The organism is Halorussus limi, from assembly GCF_023238205.1.
In the GTDB taxonomy this organism is placed as follows: Archaea; Halobacteriota; Halobacteria; order Halobacteriales; family Haladaptataceae; genus Halorussus; species Halorussus limi.
This window is the reverse complement of the sequence record NZ_CP096659.1, coordinates 2,923,522-2,942,413: the sequence shown is the minus strand read 5'-3', so window position 1 is coordinate 2,942,413 and position 18,892 is coordinate 2,923,522. Positions and strand designations below refer to the sequence as shown.

Here is an 18,892-nt window from a genome sequence, read left to right as displayed (position 1 = left end):
ATGGCACGAGACACTTCAGCTAATGACGACCAGAACAAACTGCACGCACAAACGCCAGGAAAGGGCACCTCACCCGCGGCGGAGCCAATTGAACCGTCGGCGCCGGAGGAGTTCGGCCTCGTGCAAGTCTGGTGGGGCGACGGGAAGGGCAAGACGACCGCCGCGACGGGAATGGGCTTCCGGGCGGCCGGCCACGGCTTCCGCGTCCACATGCTCCAGTTCATGAAGGGCGGGACCTCGAGCGTCGAGGACGTTCGCGGCGAGTACAACGCCATCGAACGCTTCCCTGGTTTCACCTACGAGAACACCGGCCACTACGGCTGGCACGGCTTCCTCGACGGGTCGGACAACGACGAGCACGCCGCGAAGGCGAAGGGCGGACTCGCCCGCACCGAAGATTTGGTTCAAGCGGCGTCAGACGCAGACCTCACCGTCCCCCGTGGGCCTGCAGCCCCGCCCGACGAAGGCGTTCATATGCTGATACTCGACGAGGTCCTCTACGCGGTGAGCCGCGGGCTGATTACCCCGGAATCTGTGGTCGACCTCGTCGAATCGAAGCCCGAGGACCTCGAACTCGTCCTCACTGGCGGGCACGAACGACCCGAATACCTCGTCGGGCATGCCGACCTAGTCACGAACGTCCGGAAAGAGAAACACCCCATCGACGACGGCCAGCGCGCCCGGAAGGGCACCGAGTACTGATGACCGAGACGATACTGGTCGCCGGAACCGAGAGCCACGCCGGGAAGAGTACCGTCGCGGCGGGACTGTGCCGCCTGCTCGCCCGACGAGGGGTCTCTGTCTCCCCGTACAAGGCCCAGAACATGAGCAATAACGCGCGGGCGGTCATCGGTCCCGACGGCGAGTGGGGCGAAATCGGTATCTCGCAGTACGTGCAGGCCCAGTCCGCCGAGGTGCCGCCGACCACCGACATGAACCCGGTCCTGTTGAAACCCCGTGGTGACGGGGAGAGTCAGCTCGTGATACAAGGGGAGGCCGTCGAACACGTTCCTGCCGGGTCGTACTACGACTCCTACTGGGACGGGGCGCGCCGAGCCGCCGTCGAATCCTACGAACGGTTGGCTGAACAACACGAGGTCATCGTCGCGGAAGGGGCGGGAAGTATCGCCGAGATCAATCTCCAGCACCGTGACCTTGCGAACATCGAAACGGCCAGGTTCGCGGACGCCGCCGTCCTGCTCGTCGTGAACATCGAACGCGGCGGTGCGTTCGCCAGCCTCTTCGGCACTCTCGAACTGATGCCCGCGGATGTCCGGGACCGCGTCTGCGGCGCGGTCGTCACGAAGTTCCGCGGCGACCCGGCACTACTGGAATCCGGCATCGAAGAGATAGAGGCCCGGACGGGGGTCCCGATACTGGGCGTGATCCCACACGACGACCCCGGACTACCGGAGGAGGACAGCGTCTCGCTCCCGTCGACGAGCAACCGGGTCGTCACGGGCGATGACGACGGTGTGCCGGCGGGCCAGTCGGTGACGGTGGGTGTCCCTCGCCTCCCCCGAATCTCGAACTTCACCGACTTCGAACCGTTGGCGAACGAACCCGGCGTCCGTGTCGCCTACCTCCCTCTGGATTCGAACCTCGGTGACGTCGACGCGGTCGTGCTTCCGGGAACGAAGAACACGGTCGATGACCTGCTCGCGCTCCGCGGTGCGGGCTTCGAGGACCAACTGAACGACTTCTCGGGACCGATTGTCGGAATCTGTGGCGGGTATCAGATGCTCGGTGAACGGATTACCAACGCGGGGGTCGAAAGCACGAGCGAGCGCGATGTCGTCGACGGCTTCGGGCTTCTGCCGGTCGAAACGCAGTTTGCAACGACAAAGCGCGTCGAGCAGCTGACGGTGCCAATCGACGGAGCGGGGATGCTCGCCGGCGCAGACGGGACAGCTAGTGGCTACGAAATCCACATGGGTCACTCGACGCCAACAACGACTGTCGACCAGCCGCTCGGGTCCGAAAGTGCCGCGACGGAGCGGGTCCTCGGAACCTATCTTCACGGCGTCTTCGAAAACGAAAACGTCAGGATGGCGTTCCTCGACACTGTCTTCGAATATGCCGGACAAGGCGACCAGAGCGAGAGACAGACGGCACGGTCGCCACATGACCGTGCTGCCGACTTACTCGAGGAGAATATGTCTGGCCACTCTCTTCCAGTCGACTTGTAATGTGGAGGAGCGTAATGCCTAAAGAACGGCCGCTGGAGTGCTGAGTGCGAAACCTGCGGTGATTCGGTCCTCTTCGGCTGGTTTCTACGGAGACTATGGAGAGATATCGATACGTCCGTCAGAAAATACTGCTATTTCGCAATCAGCATGGTGAAAGACCACTTTCCCGGTTGTTTCTCACGTAGAAGGACGCGGCGATTTTCGCTCGTCGTCCAGCACGTCGACTCGACGGATTCAGAATACCTTCGCGTCCTGTCCAGGAATGGTCAACTGAATGGCGAACACACCAAGAATTGATGGAGGAGTTCACTCACTCCGAACTAGAGACCTACTGCGAGAGCGACACCATCAACGCCCGGTGGTCCAAGGCCCCTCAATCTGATTCTCACTCGGGCGTGGGTTCGTATGCGTCACCCACGGGCATCTGAAGAATTCCCGGACGGACGGTTAGCGATAACGACTGCGTCGCGAGCATCTCTCCGTCGAGGCTGAACGTCGCGGATTCGGCGTTCCCCACAGAAACCGTGAGGGAAGACGCTTTCATCCGCGAAATATGTGGTGACTCCTGTCCCAACAGCCGTTCCACGACCCTGTCGCCCAGCAAGTCGATCGTCGGTTCGTCTTCGATAATCGTGATGTCGAACTCGCCGTCTTCCATGTTCGCCTGTGGACGACCTTGGGTTGGAAACCGTCGTCCGTTGCCGATCATGACGAGAACTGCATCACCGTCCCAGTCCGGTGGCCCGTCGTCCCCGGCACCGACGCGAACGTCGAGACGGAGTCCCTCGAACGAGGAGAGCGTTCTGAGTGTCGTGAGTACGTAGGCGAGTACGCCGTACCGGTTCTTGAGTTCGGGCGTCGTTTCACCGCTGGCCTCTGCCGTGAGTCCACCGATACACGAATTAATGAAGACTCGATCGTTGGCCATGCCGAGGTCGATTCGTCTCCGTTCTCCGCTTTCCAGTGCGTCGAACGCCGATTCGGCGTCCGTGATACCGATATTTTCGGCGAAGTCGTTTCCCGTTCCGACCGGAACGACCCCGACCGTGACGGCGTCGAAGGCGTCTTCGGCGTCCACACCTTGCAGAACCTCATTCAAGGTGCCGTCCCCTCCTGCTGCGGCAATCACGGATGCACCGTTTCGAACTGCTTCTCGGGTGTACGAGACGGCGTCCCCGTCTGCTTGCGTTTCCTTGACGAGATATCCGTACTCGTCGGCGAGTGCTCGAACTGTCTCGGTATGCTCACCAGTACCGCTCACGGGATTGAGGATGACGATTCGACCTGTGTTGGCGTTAGTCATAGAAGCGGTCCTGTTGGTGTAACGAGTAGCAGACAAATCCATGTTGTGGGTATAGCAGTAACCTCTCAGATTCTCTAATCGCACGGTATCGGAAGTCTATTCGAGATTGAGACCAGGGGACACTATTACGATTACTGGCCGACGCCGAACGGTAGCGAAAGTTTCCCTCGGGTCGGTGACGTTACGTCCACCGTACTCGGCGGGTCGAGGCCGACCGTTCTACAAGTTCGGATTTCGTACACCGACCGAACGCTGACGGTTAGTGACCCGCGTTTCTCCCCGTCGTATTACCGGAAATCATACGCCGAAGCGCAGGTATGTGCCAAACCCTATGGAAGATGTTTACGCGTCCGCGTCGTGCCTTCGAACATGGCTGCGAGCGATGCTCCGCCGATCGGCCTCCGCCACCCGACAGTAAATCCGCACTCCAACGCCCCCGGGTCGTCGCAGCAACGGCGTGACGCCTGCGAGTGCAACGACTGTAACTACACCGTCGAGGCGGACGGTGACTTGCCGCCGAAGTGTCCCGAGTGCGACGGGGCGTTGACGCACGTCACAGCGTAGAGTACTGACGCGTCACCGCGAAGTGAGAACACGGAAATCGGCCGACTTCTGCGACCGGTGCGGCCGTCGGTCGAGTGCCGACGGTCGCCCGCGAGCGCCTCCCCGGACGAACGCTCCGTCGTGGGAAAGAATGTTGCCACGTCGGACCGTTCGAAAGGGCAATGCGCTCTCGTTTCGGTAGCCCGCAAGTCGCGCACGCCCTCGCAGCGCTCCTCGTCGTCGCCGCCGTCGCTGGCTGTCTCGGCGGCGTCGCTCCGGGCGGCGAGACGCCAGAGTGGACCGCGACGACCGACGCCGGACTCGCACCCGCCGGCGACCGAGCGGCCGGAGCCGGGACGCTCTCGGTCCACTTCATCCACGTCGGACAGGGCAGCAGCGTCCTCGTGGTCGGTCCGGAGGGCGAGACCCTGCTCTACGACACCGGCAACTGGGACGACGACGGCGAACACGTCCTCGGCTACCTCCGCGCTCACAACGTCACCAGAATCGACTACCTCGTGACCTCTCACGCCGACGCCGACCACGTCGGCGGGCACGCCGAGGTCATCGAGTACTTCGAGACCGAGGCCGAGGGCGTCGGCGCGGTCTACGACCCCGGCATCGCGGCGGCGACCCGGACCTACGAGGACTACCTCGACGCGGTGGAACGCCACAACGTCACGCTCTACCGGACGCGGGCGGGCGACGAGATTCCGATGGCGGGCGCGTCGGTGCGCGTCCTCGCGCCGCCGGAGGGCTATCTCGCCGACCGCGACCGCAACGAGAACAGCCTCGTCCTCCGGGTGGGGTACGGAAACGCCAGCGTCCTCCTGCCGGGCGACGCCGAGGCCGCGGCCGAGCGGTTCCTGACCGAGCGCTACGCCGGGGCGCTGAACGCGACCCTGCTCGCGGCGGGCCACCACGGGTCGAACTCCAGCACCGGCCCGGCGATGCTCCGGGCGGTCGCTCCCCGAGCGGTCGTCGTCCAGAGCGCGTTCGACTCGCCGTACGGCCACCCCCACCGCGAGGTCCTCGCGCGCCTCGCCGACCGCGGGGTTCCGACCTTCTGGACCGGCGTCCACGGCACCGTCGTCTTCGAGACCGACGGCGAACGCGCGGTCGTCCGGACCCGGTACGCGGCCCCGACCGACCCGCTCGAACTCCGGAGCGCGCCGGGCGTCGAACCCGGTGGCGACGGGCCGCTCGAACGCCGGATATCCTTCAAGGTCGGTCCCGACGCTGGCCGGTCCTCCGACGGAAGCACACCGGCCGATGGAGGACCGGAGACCGTCGCGACCGACGGCGGGACGACCGCAGAAGCGGGCGACTCCGACGCGACCGAATCCGCAGCGGCCGAATCTGCGACGACCGAATCCGCCGACGCGGACTCGGCCGCCGACTCGCTCACCGTCGCCGAGGTCCACGCCGACGCGCGCGGCGACGAGGACGCGAACCTGAACGACGAGTACGTCGTCCTCCGGAACGCGGGCGACCGGCCCGTCGACCTCTCGGGGTGGACCGTCGCCGACGAGGCCGACCACCGCTACGTCTTCCCCGACGGAACCACGCTCGCGCCGGGCGAGACGCTGACGCTCCGCACCGGCCGGGGAACCGACGGCGGCGGCGACTACCACTGGAACGCCGACGCGCCGGTCTGGAACAACGCGGGCGACACGGTTTTCGTCCGCGACGCCGACGGGTCGCTCGTGCTGGAGGTCGAGTACGATGGCTGACGGCAACGACGCGAACGACGCGAGCGACGGCGACGGTGGCGACGACGCGAGCGACACGAGCGGACTGGCCGACGGCCGCTACACCGCGGTACTGGACCGATTCGAGACGACCGACCCCGCGGGCGACGGCGACCGACTCGCCGTCCTGCTCCTCGAATCCGGCGAGTCGGTCGTCGCCGAGCGCACGGTTCCGGCGTGGCGACTGCCCGCCGACGCCCGCCGGCAGGACGCCGTGCTGGAACTGGTCGTGAAGAACGGGTTCGTAGTCTCGACAGAGTTCGACCCTGAATCGACCGAGCGCCGGACCGAGTCCGCCCAGTCGCGGTTCGACCGACTGGCCGAGCGACCGGACGACGAGTCCGACGAGTCGTAGCGCGACAACCTATAGCTATCTGAGAGAACGGTATAAGTTTCCTTTAGGAACATTCTCATTTCTCAAGAGCGTATCAGGATGTGTTTCGAGCGAGCGGCGGCGAACGGAGACCCGACAGAAAGCACTTGTCGGGGCTTCGAGTATCGGCGCGTATGCCCTCCCACGAACGACGACGCCTGCTCCGGGCGAGCGCCGCCGCCCTCGCGACTGTCGGAGCGACCGGATGTCTCGGCGGTGGCGACCGAGACGGCAGTCCCGACCGCGAAGAGACCGCGACCGACGCCGGGACGACCGTCGAACCGACGGCCGACGGGCGGACGACTGGCGAGGTGACCGAGACGCGAACGGCGCACGGCGACCCGGAGTCCTCCGCCCTCCCCGAGTCGGCGGTGAAGTCGGTCGCCGACGCCCGAGTCGGCGTGGCGAACCCGGTCGCTCGGCCGGCGGTCGCCTACGACTCCATCATGGGTTCGAGCGGCGTCCTCGCCCCGGACGGGGCGCAGTTCGTCGTCGCCGCCGTGCAGACCGACACCGGGTCGGGCCTCGACGCCGCGGGACCGCCCTCGTACGACGCCTTCGACCTCGTCGCCGGCGGCGAGCGCTTCCCCGCCGTCGAAATCGAGAAACGGACGACCGGGGCGTTCACCACGTCGCTGGGCGGACGCGGCGAAATCAAGTACGCCGACCCGTACGCGAACAGCGGCGGAGAGCGCCGCGTCGGGTGGGTCGCCTTCGAGGTCCCGTCGCCGCTGACCGCCGACTCGCCCGCGATTCGGTGTCGGCACGGCGGCGCGTCGGCGGTCTGGCGACTCCCCGAGGAGACCGCGGCGGCGCTCGGTCGGCGAGCGCCCCGGTTCGAACTCCGCTCGTTCGACGCGACGGTCGGCGACGGCGCGGGGGTCGAACTGTCGCTTGTCGCCGAGAACGCGACGGGAGTCGCGGGCGAGTTTCTGGCCGCGGTCTACTGGCCGACCGCCGCCGTTGCCGACGACGACGAGAGCCACATCGTCAGGGAGTCGGTCGACCCCAACGGTCGCGTCGAGTGGTCCGAGACCGTCAACACCGGTTACGCCGCGTCTTCCGAGGGAACCGTGACCGCCAGCGTCGAGGGGTGCGTGTCCGGGGAGACGACCGTCTCGCTGTCGGAGACCGCGACTCAGAGTTCGCAGTGAGTCCCGTCCCCGAACTCACGGTCGAATCCGAGCGGTAGAACAGGGGCGATGGGACAGGGGCGACGGGACAAGGACAGTGGACGTCCGAGCGGCACGAGTCCGCCCCGCGTCTCCGCCGTTTGCGTGAACTTAAGTGCGCCCCGGATAATCTTCGGATATGGCTGAACGAACACTCGAATCCTCCTCCGCGGAGTCGAGTCGGCGCACGCTCTACGTCGGGCGCGACCGACCTATCCGCATCTCCAGCGGACATCGCATCCAACATCACGACGGGAAGTGCAGTCGTCCTCACGGCCACAACTACGAAATCGCCGTGAAAGTCGTCGGCGAGTTGCGCGAGGAAGGCTGGGTTGCGGACAAGGGCGATATTACCTCGATAATCTCCGAGTGGGACCACCGATTCCTGCTGGAGGAGGGCGACCCGCTGGTGGAGGCGTTCGAGGCGTCGGGCGACGGCGACGCGCTGGTCGTGTTGGACGCGCCCCCGACCGCCGAGGTCATGAGTGCGGTGCTGGAGCGCCGCCTCGCCGAGGCGTTGCCCGACAACGTCTCGGAGGTCGCGGTGCAGGTCAGCGAGACCGCCGAACTCTGCGGCGGGGCCACGTTCTGACGATGCCCGTCACCAGCGACGTGGACGCGGATTCTGAGGATTCCGCATCTGAGACCGACGGCGACGCGCTCCCCGTCAACGAACTCTTCGAGTCGCTACAGGGCGAGGGCCGACTCGCGGGCGTGCCGAGCGTCTTCGTCCGCACCTCGGGGTGTAACCTCCGGTGTTGGTTCTGCGACTCCTATCACACCTCGTGGGAACCGACCCACGCGACGATGAGCGTCGCGGAGATTCTGGCCGAGGTCGAGTCCTACGACGCCGACCACGTCGTCCTCACGGGCGGCGAACCGCTCCTGCACGACGCCTCGGTCGCGCTCTTGGAGGAACTCGACGCCCGAGGCTACCACACCACGGTCGAGACCAACGGCACCATCTACCGGGACGCGCCCATCGACCTCGCCAGCGTGAGCCCCAAGTTGGCATCCAGCACGCCGACCCCCGAGAACGACCCCAGACCCGGGGCCGACGAGGCGGACGAAGCGGGACCGACCGACGCGAGCGAGTGGACGGAGCGCCACGAGGAACGCCGCATCGACCTCGACGCGCTCGCGTCGCTCGCGGAGAACTACGACTGCCAACTCAAGTTCGTCGTGAGCGACCGCGCGGACGCGGCCGAAATCACCGACCTCCTCGGCCGAATCCGGGACGCCGCCGCGGTCGAGATTCGGGACACCGACGTTCTCCTGATGCCCGAGGGCGCGACGAAAGACCGAGTCGCCCAGACCCGGCCCGTCGCCGCCGAACTGGCGCAGGAACACGGGTTCCGGTACACGCCGCGTCTGCACGTCAACCTCTGGAACGACGCGCCCGAGACGTAGCGACCGGAGCGACTCGGCGGACGACGAGACGACGAACCGAGCGAGACCGATTCAGGCCAGCGAGTCGAGGCAGTCCTCGTAGAACGCGACCTGATACACCGACCCGAACGCCGAGACGACCGTCGAGACGAGCGCTACCGCGAGAAGTATCGGAACGAGAACCGCGACGCCGACCTCGGTAGCGGCCGTCCCCGACGTTCCGTACCCCGTGAACAGCGAGACGCTCGCGGAGGCGACGCCGGTGACGAGACCCGCCGCCGTGACGACGACCGTGTAGCCGAGCGTCGAGACGAGGTTACGGCGCACGACGGCGGCGCTCCGCTTGAACGAGTCCACGATACCGAGGTCCGACACGACGACGGCCGCGGCGTAGAACTGAAAGACGAACACCGGCAGGAGGAAGGCGAGAGCGCCGAGGAGTACGAGAAGCACCAAGAAGACGACGCTCACGCCCGACCCGGCGAGCGACTGCCCGGCGGCGCCGGCGCTGATTCCGAAGACGACCGCGCCGACCACCGCACCGACGACGAGGACGACGAATCCGACGACGGTGAGCAGGACGCCGAACAGCACCATCGCGCCGAGCAGTCGAACGTAGTTCGCCTTCCCGCCACGGACGAAGGTTCCCAATCGCGTGGTCCCGGAGAGGCCCTCGTCTGCCATCGACAGCAGGCCGCCCATGAAGAACGGCGTGACGAACAGCGATACCCCCGACAGCAACAGCGATACCAGTCCCGCCATCACCGGCGGGAGCAACGCGTTGACTCCGGAGGGAGCGAGACTGATTACCGTGAGGACGAACGCCGCCGCGAACAGCGCGGTGTTTCGTTTGAGCGTTCGCCCCGTGGTCGAGAGAGCAGAGGTTGCACCCATAAACGACCTATCAAATCAAAGTGTTTTATTACTGTCGATGGGGCGGCTGGAAACCGTGTCGCTCTTGGTATTCGCACGCGAGCATCCGAGTATGACCGAGAGTACACCGAAGCGCGCGGTCGTCCTCGCCTCCGGCGGGATGGACAGCGCCACCGCGGCCCACGTCGCGGCCGACGAAGGCTACGACCTCTACCTGCTCCACACCTCCTACGGGCAGGAGACCGAGGACAAGGAGTACGAGTGCGCCCGGACGCTGGCCGACGAACTCGACGCCGCGGACTTCCTCCACGTGGAGACCGGCCACCTCGCTGCCATCGGCGGGTCGAGTCTGACCGACGACGAGATGGAAGTCGAGGACGCCGACCTCGACAGCGAAGAGGTGCCGACTTCCTACGTCCCGTTCCGGAACGCCAACCTGCTGGCGATGGCGACCTCGTACGCCGAGGCCAACGAGTGCGAGGCCCTCTTCATCGGCGCCCACAGCGAGGACTTCTCGGGCTACCCGGACTGCCGCCCGGCGTTCTTCGACGCCTTCCAGCGAGTCGTCGACGCCGGAACGAAGGACGACACCGACATCGACCTCCGCGCGCCGTTCGTGGAGTGGAGCAAGACCGACATCGCCGAGCGCGGGACCGAACTCGGCGTTTCCTACGAACACACGTGGAGTTGCTACCGCGCGGAGGCCCCGGCCTGCGGGACCTGCGACGCCTGCGCGTTCCGACTGGAGGCGTTCCAGAACATCGGCGTCCGCGACCCCATCGAGTACGAGGAGCGCCCGGAGTACGCCGAGTAACGCCCGGTCGAGACGGATTCGACGGGGAGCGGGAAACGCGCCTAGAAGCGAGACCGAGCGGTTCGTCCTCACTCGCGCTTCCGGAGGACGGCCAGCGCCGCGAGCAACGCCGCGACCGCGACCCCGACGCCGAATCCGGGAATCGGAACGGCCGGACTCGCCGGGTCGTCGTTCCCGCCTTCGCTCCGGACCGACACGGCGGCCGTCTCGTTGCCCACCTCGGCGGTGTAGTTGCCGGCCGCGTCGATTCGCCGGACGAACGTCACCTGCTCGGTCCCGCCCGCGGAGACGTTCACGCGCTCGTCGGCCACCGCCTCGCCGAACAGTCTCAGCGCGATACCCCGCTGGCCGGACTTCGACCCACGGTTCTCGACCGTCGCGGTGACGGCGACTCGCTCGCCCGGCGCGATGGTCGAATCGTTGACCGACACGTCCGTGACCGCGATGTCGGCGGCGGGTTCGGCCACCGTCACGTTGCCGACGCGCGCGTTCGCGGGACCGATGCGCGGGCCCCCGAGTCCGACCGAGTGCCTGCCCGGTGCGAGCGAGGCGGTGAGCGTCACCTCGCTTCGGTCGGCCGCGGGCACCGCGACCGTCTCCGTCGCCACCACCTCGCCGTCGGCGGTGAGATTCGCGGCGAACCTCGCGGCCGAGTCGCCCTCGTTCTCGAACGTCGCGGTCAGCGCGACCGGTTCGTCGGCGGCGACCGTCGTCGCGTTCAGTTCGGCCGCCGCGACAGTCACCGAGCGCTCGCCACCGACCGCGACCGGCGCGAAGCCGTCGGTCTCCACGTCGAGGAGGACCGTCTCGCCGTGCGATTCGACCGTGACGTTCGCCCGCTCCCACCCGTCGCCCGCGCGCCGGTACGCGGTCAGGTCCGCTGGCGCGAGGCCCGCCTCGGCGAGTCGGGACCGCTCGATTGCGACGGTGTAGCCGACGCTCTCGACCTGCCGGGGTTCGACGTACTTCACGCCGACCGACAGCGACCCGAGGGTCACGTCGGCGGGGGTCGAGCGGTTCGCCTGAGTCGCGGCGTCCGACGTCGCCGCGCCGCGAGCGGTCTCCACGGCGAAGTGGGTCACGTCCCGCGATAGGTTCACCCGGACCTCGCGGAAGGCGACGCCGGTCGCGTCGCGCGCGGCGGTCGCGGGCAGGTCGGCCCGAATCGTCTCGTCGGCCCGGCCGTGGCGCACGTCCACGAGTCCGGCGTTCGGCCCGCGCTTCTCCGCGTTCGTCAGAACCGGCGGCGGGCCGAGGTCGGCCCCGCCGCCACCGCCGCCGTCGCTCGCGCCGGCGTTTCCGCCGCCGCTGCTTCCGCTGGCGCCGTTTCCGCCGTCACCTCCGCCGCCTCCATTTCCACCGCTACCGCCGCCGTTTCCGGAGTGGGCCTTCTCGTCTCGCTCGACGCGAATTTCGACGGTCGCCTCGTCGGCGTTGCCGGTGCGGTCCACCGCGGTCACGGTCGCGTTGTAGGTGCCCGACGACTCGTAGGCGTGGCCGACCGTCGCGTTGCTCGTAGTCCGGTCGGTCTCGCCGTCGCCGTCGAAGTCCCAGCGATACGTCGCGACGCCGGTCTCGCCGTCCGAGGAGTTGCTCGCGTCGAAGGCGACTTCGGTTCCGGCGTCGGTCCGGTTCGTCCCGACCGCGAGCGCGGCGCTCGGCGCGGTGTCGTCCTCGGGGAGGACTTCGACGGTCACGTTCGCCGTCGCCGCGTTGCCTCCCGCGTCGGTGACGGTGACGGTCGCCTCGTAGGTGCCCGCCGCGTCGTAGCGGTGGGCCGCGGTCCGGCCGGTCGCGGTGGTTCCGTCGCCAAACGCCCACCGGTAGGACGCGATACCTCGCTCGTCCGAGGAGTTGTTCGCGTCGAATCGGACGGGCGCACCGACCTCGACTGCGGTTCGGTTCGCCGCGGCCGCGGCGTCCGGTGCGGTCTCGTCGGCCTTCCGGACAGCGATTTCGGCCGTCTCGGTCGCGTTGTTGCCGGCCTCGTCCACGACTTCGAGCGAGACCGGGAGCGTGCCGTTCTCTTCGGCGGTGTAGGCCACGCGCTCGCCGGTCGCGGTGGTTCCGTTGCCGAGCGTCCACCGGTAGGTCGCGATGCCGGTGTCGTCGGTCGAGTTGCCGGCGTCGAGGACGACCTCCCGCCCCTCGACCGGAGTCTCGGGCGAGACGACTCGGAACGCGGCCTCCGGCGGGTCGTCGGTCTCGACGCCGACCGTGGCCCGCGCCCGGTCGGCGTTCCCGGCCGCGTCTACGACCGTCACGCTGGCCTCGTAGGTGCCCGCCTCGCCGAACTCGTACGCGACGGTCGGGTCCTCGGTGGTTCGCTCGACTTCGCCGTCGCCGTCGAAGTCCCACCGGTACTCGGCGACGCCGCGGTCGTCGCCGGACGCGCTGGCGTCGAACGTGACCGACGAGCCGACCGTGCCGTTCGAGGCGTCGAGTTCGGCGGTCGGCGGGGTCTCGTCCGCGCCGCAGTGCCCGGTCCGAATCGTAATCGGTTCGGTCATGTCGAGACCGACCGCGCTCGGGTCGCCGACGCTCCCGGTCAGGAACTGCCACGCCTCGGTGTTGCCCGAGCGGTCCACCGGGGAGTCGTAGAGCGCCGCCTGCTCGTCGAACGCGGGGTCGACGGTGATTTCGGTGCCGTCGCGGTCGAGTCCGCGGAAGACGGCGCCGTCGGTCCGGTCGCCGTACCAGGACCAGTCGATTCGGTCGCGCGAGAAGCGGTCGTCCTGCCCTGAGTAGTCGTCGTCGGCGACCACCCAGTCGCCGCCGCTCGGCAGGCCGTCGAACCGGAAGGTCGCGGCGCTCCCGTCGCCCCTGTCGCCGCCGACCTCGTTGTGGACGACGACGAGGCTCACGCCGTTCGGGCCGTCGTAGAGGAACAGGCGACTGGCGTCGGCCCGCTTGAGATTGCTGGGCATGTACGAACTGTAGGTGTACTCGCCCTCGCCGGCCCCGTTCTCGACGTTGCGGTAGTCGTAGAACGAGCGCACGTCCTCGTCGTTCGAGAGCGGCGACACCTCGAAACAGCGGTCGCCCTGCTCGACGACGAAGGTGTGTTCCGCGGCCGCGGCGGTGTCGCTGGCGGGCGACAGCGGGACCGCCGCACCGACCACCAGGAGAGCGATACCGACGATAGCGAAACGGGTTCGTGTCCGAGTCATGTTGAGGGAAATCCACGAGCGGGCGGTAACGTGGCCCGAGATTCCCCCGAGACGGCCTTTGTTATACGTCGGCTTCGCCGGGCTAGCCCGGTCCGGACGACTCTCGTCGCCCGGGCTTAATCGCGGTCAGTTCGGGCTTAGGACGGCGGCGCTGGCGGGAGATTTTCGGCGGTGGACGAGGCAGTGAGCGTCCGGAAAATCGGCGATAGTCGGCGTTCGTCTGGCGCTACTCCGGTTCGTCACGGTTCCTGCGTATCGGCGCTACTCCGACTCGTCGCGCGGGTCGCTCTCCTCGCCCGACCAGTAGTCCACGTCGGCGTCGCGCTCGTAGTAGCCGTGGACGCTCCGGCCGTCGCGGCCGCCCGGCGGCGACCCGACGAAGACGCTGAGTTTCTCCGAGTCGGGGTAGACCGTCACCTCGGGGTCGTCCATCGTGGAGACCGCCAGATACCGGAGCGGTTCCTCGGAGTCGTTGACCACCCGGTGAGCGCCGGATTCGTCGGCCGGGAGCGCGACGTAGTCGCCCGCCTCGAGCGGGGTCCGCTCGCCGCCGAGTCGGAGCGCGCCCGACCCCGCGAGGACGTACAGCGCCTCCTCGTTGGCGGTGTGGTAGTGGTACGGCCACGACCGCTTGCCCGGCGGGAGTTCGTAGAGACTGGCCCCGAGTCGGTCGCCGTCGGCGGCCTCGCCGAGTTGCTTGCGCCGGAACGCCGTCTCGCCCCTGTCCAACGTCGTCCAGTCGAGGTCGCTCTCGTTGACCTTTCCCATGACCGACGCGACGGGTCGGTGAGTGATAACGTTCGGGCCGCGGACCGCACCGCGCGATGCGGTCGGCGTCGGTGACGGTCGTCGGCGAAATCGAACCGTGGGCCGGAGCGAACCATCGGCGAAATCGAACCGTCTGCGAAAATAGCCGTCGCTGGCCGGAGCGCAGAAGCCGAAAAAAGCGAAAAATCGAACCGACGCGAAAAGAGCGAAAATCGCGCGAAAGCGTCGAGTCTACTGTCGGCGGAGGGCCACCAGCGCGGCGGCCACCAGCGCGACCAGGGCGACGCCGACGCCGAACCCGGGGACGCCCGAGGAGTTGTCCGGCGTCGCGGTCGTCTCGACGCTACTCGACTCGTCGGTCGTCGTGGTTTCGACGCCCTTCACGACGATTTCCGCGTTCTGGTCGCCGACGCTGACCTCGTAGACGCCGCTCTCGGCGAGCGTGTGCTCGAAGGTCACGTCGGTCGTCTCGCCCGCGGCGACCGAGACGTTCTTGGTGGCGACCACTTCGCCGCCGACCGTCAGCTTGACTTGCTGGGTGCCGTCGGCGTGGCCGGTGTTCCGGACCGTCGCGGTGACGGTTGCGGTCTCGCCGGGTTCGACCGACCCGCTCTGGACCGACACGTCGGTGACGCTCGTGACCGCCTTGCCGATGCCGACGGCGAACGTGCCGTCGGAGACGTTCGCGCGGAACCGGAAGGCGTCCTCGGTCTCGTTGACCTGCGCCGTCTCGACGGCGGTCCACGAACCGTCGTCGTAGCGGAAGAGACCGACCGCGTCGGGGGTCGCGCTCGCGTCGGCGAGTCGGCTCTTCGAGACGGTGAACGTCGCCTGCTCGGCGCCGCTGACGTTCAGGTACGAGAGCGCCGCGAAGCCGTCGGCCTCGACGGTCGGCGCGGTGACGCCCTCGGGCACGGTGTCGCTCACTTTGACCGTGGGGTCGGCGTCCGAACTACCGGCGCGGACGACGACGGAACCGACCTTGCCGTCCGCGTCGGTCAGCGGCGCGGTGGCCTTCGAGTCGTCGTTCTGATTACCGCCGTCGTTCTGGTTGCCGTCGTTCGAGTCGCCGTTCCCGCCGGGGCCGACGACGCCGATGCCGCCGCCCGTGTTACCGTTGTTCGGGGAATCGCCGATGCCCTTGTTCGAGTCGCCGTCGTCGCCGTTGTTGCCGTTGTTGCCGTCGCTTCCGTCGCCGCCGTCGTTACCGTCGTCGGCGGCTGTGACTTCGACCGTCTGGGAGGCCTTGTCGGACAGTCCTCCGTGGTCCCAGACTTTCACCGTGAACTCGTACGTTCCGGGGCCGTCGAGGTGCTTCTGCGGAGTGAGCGACGTCCGCTCGGGCGTCGAGTCGGGGTTCCCGGCCCACAGGAGGTCCCCGTTGGCGTAGTACTTGACCCACACGATGCCGTGGTCGTCGCTCGACTTCCGGGCGTCGAGGAAGACCGTCTCGTCCGCCGAAACCGTCGACGGAACGTCGAGGTGCGCGTTCGGTGCTTCGTTCTCGTACGGTTCGCTCACGCAGACCGTCTCGGTCGCGGTGTCGGACTGGCCCGACTCGTCCACGACCGTCACGGTGACGTGGTACGTGCCCGCGGTGCGGAACACGTGACCGACCGTCGCGTTCTGGCTGGTCCGGTCGATCTCGCCGTCGCCGTCGAAGTCCCACTTGTAGGCGGTGACGTTGCCGTCGTCGGTGGACCCCGCGGCGTCGAAGGTGACGGTCTCGTTGACCGCGACCGAGGTCGGGTCGGCGGTCAGTTTCGCGGTCGGCGGCATCTCGCCGTTCGCGATCTGGTCGGGCGTGGGACCCGTCGTCGTCGAAGCGCCGTAGCCGAAGTTCGAGAAGTCCGTCCGCCAGACGACGTTCGAGTCGTTGCTCGCCGGCGTCCACGTCACGGTGACGGTGTTACGACCCGGCGCGAACTCCGTCGGGGGTTCGCCCGAGACGTTGCCCGCCGTGAACGCGCTGGCCGAGGCGTTCACGGAGCGGTCGTTCGGGTTCTCGTAGCCGAACGTGACCTCGTAGGTTCCGTTGTCGACCTTCTTCGCACTCTCGAAGAAGGTGCTGACCTTGTCGGGTCGCACCGCTTCGAGTTGGGCCGCGTAGTCGGGGTTGGCCCGACTGAGCGCGGGGTCGTCGTCGGACGCGTTCTCGTAGGCGGCGACGCTCCGAGTCACCGGACCCCAGACCTCGTCGTCGGGGGTCAGGACCGTCTCGCCGGTGACGTTCTCGAACGTCCGCACGGAGGTCTGCTTACCGTCGCCGTCGAAGGACGTCGTGCGAAGGTTCACCTTCTCGAAGTTGCCGGTCACTTCGACCGCGGACTCGTTGACGAACTTGATACCGTGGCCGAGGTTCGCCCGCTGGACCGTCACGTTGACCGACGTGACGTTCGAGAGACCGTGCGTTCCGTTGTCCACGACCATCAACTCGACTCGGTGTTCGCCGGTTTCCGAGAAGTTGTACGTCGTGGTCGGAGAGTCCGTCTTGCGCTCGAAGCTCTCGTCGCCGTCGAAGTTCCACGCGTACTGGGCGATACCGCTCTCGTCCGAGGAGTTCGAGGCGTCGAAGGTGACGGTCTCGTTGACCTCCGCGACCGTCGGCGAGGCCGACAGTTTCGCCACCGGTTTAGTCCGGTCTTGGGTGATGGCCTCGATGGTCTTCGTCGCCGTGTCCGTGTTTCCGGCGGCGTCTTCGACCGTCAGCGTGACGTTGTGTTCACCGGTTTCGTTGAACAGGTAATTGACCGTTTCGCCGTGCTTCACGTCTTCACCGTCGAACGTCCACGTGTAGTTGACGATACCGCGATTGTCGGTCGATTCGTCCGCTTGGAACGTGGCGTGGGTGTCGGTGTACGCCGTGTCCGGCCCCTCGATGACGGCCGTCGGCGCGGTGGTGTCCTCGCTGCCGTTCAGTTCGCCAGCGGTCGGCGTCTGCGCGCTAACGTCGCTCTGTCCGAATCGGCTCCGGTTGAGCGTCCACGTCGCGCGGTCGTCGGCGGTCTCGGGCGTCCACGTCGCGGTGAAGTTGTGCTCGCCCGACTCGAAGTTCTCGGGCGCCTGGACCGAGACGTTCCCCGAGAAGGTGCTGTTGGGCATCGACAGCGTCTCCTCGTTGGGGTTGTCGTAGGCGAACGTCACCTCGTAGGTGCCGTTCTCGACCTCGGAGACGTTGTCGACCGAGACCGTCACCGGACGGGGTTCGATGGTCTCGGCGTAGTAGTCGAGTCGCGGATTCTCCTTCTGGTACTCGGCCTCACCGGGGAACTCGTCCTCGTGGAGTTCCACGAGGTTGACGATGGTCCCGTTGATGCCGTGGTCCTCCTCGACGTGAATGACCGTCGTTCCGGAGACGTTCTCCTCGACGTAACGCGACTGCCCGTAACCGCTCTCGGTGTAGTAGCCGAGCGTGAGGTCGACTGCAGCGTAGGTGCCGTTCACCTTGACCGCGGTCCCGTTGATGTAGGTGACGTTCTGTACGGGTTTGGAACTCGACCCTTCGACCGTCACCGTCGCGGTCGCTTTGTCGGTGTTCCCTCCCTCGTCGACGACCGTCACCGAGGCGTCGTAGGTGTCCGCGGCGTCGTACGCGTGGGAAGTCGTCGCAGATGAAGTGTTCTTGTCTATCTGGCCGTCGCCGTCGAAGTCCCATCGGTACTCCGCGATGGCGGTCTGGTTGTCAGTGGACGCGCTGGCGTCGAACGAGACCGACTCGCCGGTCTCGACGGTCTGGGGGTTCGCCGAGAGCGCGGCGCTCGGGGAGGTCTTGTCGGGACAGCTTCCCTTCTCGATGGTCAGGCTCTGGCCCTTGGTGAGGTCGTACTCGGTCCCGTCGCCCGACCGGAGTTTCCAGTCGGTGTCGTTGGTGGCGTAGGGCCACGGACGGTGCTCGCCGTCGACCGTGCGGTTCTGGTACGCCCACGAGTTCTCGCCGAAGGCGGACTCGATGGTGATGGCGTCGAAGCTACCGCCGAGACCGCGGACCGCGGCGCCGTCGGTCCGACCCGAGGCCCACATCCAGTCGATGGACGAGTTCGTCTGGCCGTGGTCGAAGTTGTCGTCGCGGTTCGGGTAGTCGTCGTCCTCGACGACCCACTTGCGGTCGGACGGCAGGCCCGAGATGTCGAACGAAATCGCGCCGCCCTTCGACGCGTTGAGTTCGTCGTGGAGCATCACGAGGCTCAGTCCCTTCTCGCCCTTGTAGACGAAGAGGTGACTGACCTGATTGTCCTGAATGGCCTTCGAGCCCTCGCCGTACGAGCCGTACTTCGTTCCTTCTCCGGCCCGGTAGTCGTAGAACTCCTCGACCGTGTCCTCGCTCGACGTGACCGGCGAGACCTCGTAGCACGCGTCGCCCTGTGCGACGTGGAACGTGGTCGGAGAGTCGGTCGGCGTCGCCGCGACCGTACCGACGCCCGCCGAGACCGACGAGACGACGAGCAGGAGCGTCAGCAGGACGCTCCGTGTGCGCTCGGTCACGGCGAGTCACCTCCGGGGGAGTTCGCGCGGTCTACGCTCCGCGGTGTTTCGTTCGGCTTATCGAT

General features: G+C 67.2%; 13 protein-coding genes. 8 read left to right on the top strand and 5 right to left on the bottom strand.

Annotated elements, in window-relative coordinates; translation table 11 throughout:
- Entirely contained in the window at positions 1-702 is a 702-nt protein-coding gene (locus M0R89_RS15085; RefSeq protein WP_248649907.1) for a cob(I)yrinic acid a,c-diamide adenosyltransferase, read from the top strand.
- Complete coding sequence (locus M0R89_RS15080) at positions 702-2,189, top strand: cobyric acid synthase (protein WP_248649906.1); 1,488 nt, start codon at positions 702-704, stop codon at positions 2,187-2,189. The genes M0R89_RS15085 and M0R89_RS15080 overlap by 1 nt, the downstream gene beginning before the upstream one ends.
- A 385-nt stretch (positions 2,190-2,574) precedes the next feature.
- On the opposite strand, the gene M0R89_RS15075 is transcribed toward M0R89_RS15080, so the two are convergent.
- On the bottom strand, positions 2,575-3,576 hold the full coding sequence (locus M0R89_RS15075) for a diacylglycerol/lipid kinase family protein (protein WP_248649905.1): 1,002 nt from the start codon (positions 3,574-3,576) through the stop codon (positions 2,575-2,577).
- Between the two features lie 641 nt (positions 3,577-4,217).
- Between M0R89_RS15075 and M0R89_RS15070 the strand changes: the two genes are divergently transcribed.
- From M0R89_RS15070 to M0R89_RS15050, 5 genes are all read left to right on the top strand, one after another.
- Positions 4,218-5,768 carry a lamin tail domain-containing protein gene (locus tag M0R89_RS15070; RefSeq protein WP_248649904.1) on the top strand — a complete coding sequence of 517 codons (1,551 nt, stop codon included), beginning with the start codon at positions 4,218-4,220 and terminating at the stop codon, positions 5,766-5,768.
- The gene (locus tag M0R89_RS15065) at positions 5,761-6,141 is read left to right on the top strand and encodes a DUF3006 domain-containing protein (protein ID WP_248649903.1); all 381 of its coding nucleotides are present in this window, start codon (positions 5,761-5,763) and stop codon (positions 6,139-6,141) included. The genes M0R89_RS15070 and M0R89_RS15065 overlap by 8 nt, the downstream gene beginning before the upstream one ends.
- 152 nt (positions 6,142-6,293) lie before the next feature.
- Positions 6,294-7,313 carry a hypothetical protein gene (locus tag M0R89_RS15060; RefSeq protein WP_248649902.1) on the top strand — a complete coding sequence of 340 codons (1,020 nt, stop codon included), beginning with the start codon at positions 6,294-6,296 and terminating at the stop codon, positions 7,311-7,313.
- 157 nt (positions 7,314-7,470) lie between these two features.
- Positions 7,471-7,923 (top strand): 6-pyruvoyl trahydropterin synthase family protein, encoded by a 453-nt coding sequence (locus M0R89_RS15055; RefSeq protein ID WP_248649901.1) that lies wholly within the window; start codon positions 7,471-7,473, stop codon positions 7,921-7,923.
- Positions 7,924-7,925: 2 nt separating this feature from the next.
- The gene (locus M0R89_RS15050) at positions 7,926-8,741 is read left to right on the top strand and encodes a 7-carboxy-7-deazaguanine synthase QueE (protein ID WP_248649900.1); all 816 of its coding nucleotides are present in this window, start codon (positions 7,926-7,928) and stop codon (positions 8,739-8,741) included.
- Positions 8,742-8,792: 51 nt separating this feature from the next.
- Here the strand turns inward: M0R89_RS15050 and M0R89_RS15045 are convergent, their stop codons facing one another.
- Positions 8,793-9,614 (bottom strand): DUF7847 domain-containing protein, encoded by an 822-nt coding sequence (locus M0R89_RS15045; protein WP_248649899.1) that lies wholly within the window; start codon positions 9,612-9,614, stop codon positions 8,793-8,795.
- 91 nt (positions 9,615-9,705) lie between these two features.
- On the opposite strand from M0R89_RS15045, the gene queC reads away from it, so the two are divergent.
- Positions 9,706-10,407, top strand: coding sequence for a 7-cyano-7-deazaguanine synthase QueC (gene queC / locus M0R89_RS15040; protein WP_248649898.1), 702 nt, complete (start codon positions 9,706-9,708; stop codon positions 10,405-10,407).
- 68 nt (positions 10,408-10,475) lie between these two features.
- On the opposite strand, the gene M0R89_RS15035 is transcribed toward queC, so the two are convergent.
- The 3 genes from M0R89_RS15035 to M0R89_RS15025 form a co-directional block, all read right to left on the bottom strand.
- Complete coding sequence (locus M0R89_RS15035) at positions 10,476-13,577, bottom strand: PKD domain-containing protein (protein WP_248649897.1); 3,102 nt, start codon at positions 13,575-13,577, stop codon at positions 10,476-10,478.
- A gap of 261 nt (positions 13,578-13,838) precedes the next feature.
- On the bottom strand, positions 13,839-14,345 hold the full coding sequence (locus tag M0R89_RS15030) for a cupin domain-containing protein (RefSeq protein ID WP_248649896.1): 507 nt from the start codon (positions 14,343-14,345) through the stop codon (positions 13,839-13,841).
- A 231-nt stretch (positions 14,346-14,576) separates the two neighbouring features.
- Positions 14,577-18,827, bottom strand: coding sequence for a PKD domain-containing protein (locus M0R89_RS15025; RefSeq protein WP_248649895.1), 4,251 nt, complete (start codon positions 18,825-18,827; stop codon positions 14,577-14,579).
- Between the last annotated feature and the right edge of the window lie 65 nt (positions 18,828-18,892).

What these genes read in the sequence shown, in the direction of transcription:
- M0R89_RS15085 (WP_248649907.1), top strand. Translation starts at nt 1, where the DNA reads ATGGCACGAGACACTTCAGCTAATGACGACCAGAACAAACTGCACGCA.
- M0R89_RS15080 (WP_248649906.1), top strand. Translation starts at nt 702, where the DNA reads ATGACCGAGACGATACTGGTCGCCGGAACCGAGAGCCACGCCGGGAAG.
- M0R89_RS15070 (WP_248649904.1), top strand. Translation starts at nt 4,218, where the DNA reads ATGCGCTCTCGTTTCGGTAGCCCGCAAGTCGCGCACGCCCTCGCAGCG.
- M0R89_RS15065 (WP_248649903.1), top strand. Translation starts at nt 5,761, where the DNA reads ATGGCTGACGGCAACGACGCGAACGACGCGAGCGACGGCGACGGTGGC.
- M0R89_RS15060 (WP_248649902.1), top strand. Translation starts at nt 6,294, where the DNA reads ATGCCCTCCCACGAACGACGACGCCTGCTCCGGGCGAGCGCCGCCGCC.
- M0R89_RS15055 (WP_248649901.1), top strand. Translation starts at nt 7,471, where the DNA reads ATGGCTGAACGAACACTCGAATCCTCCTCCGCGGAGTCGAGTCGGCGC.
- M0R89_RS15050 (WP_248649900.1), top strand. Translation starts at nt 7,926, where the DNA reads ATGCCCGTCACCAGCGACGTGGACGCGGATTCTGAGGATTCCGCATCT.
- M0R89_RS15045 (WP_248649899.1), bottom strand. Translation starts at nt 9,614, where the DNA reads ATGGGTGCAACCTCTGCTCTCTCGACCACGGGGCGAACGCTCAAACGA.
- queC (WP_248649898.1), top strand. Translation starts at nt 9,706, where the DNA reads ATGACCGAGAGTACACCGAAGCGCGCGGTCGTCCTCGCCTCCGGCGGG.
- M0R89_RS15035 (WP_248649897.1), bottom strand. Translation starts at nt 13,577, where the DNA reads ATGACTCGGACACGAACCCGTTTCGCTATCGTCGGTATCGCTCTCCTG.
- M0R89_RS15030 (WP_248649896.1), bottom strand. Translation starts at nt 14,345, where the DNA reads ATGGGAAAGGTCAACGAGAGCGACCTCGACTGGACGACGTTGGACAGG.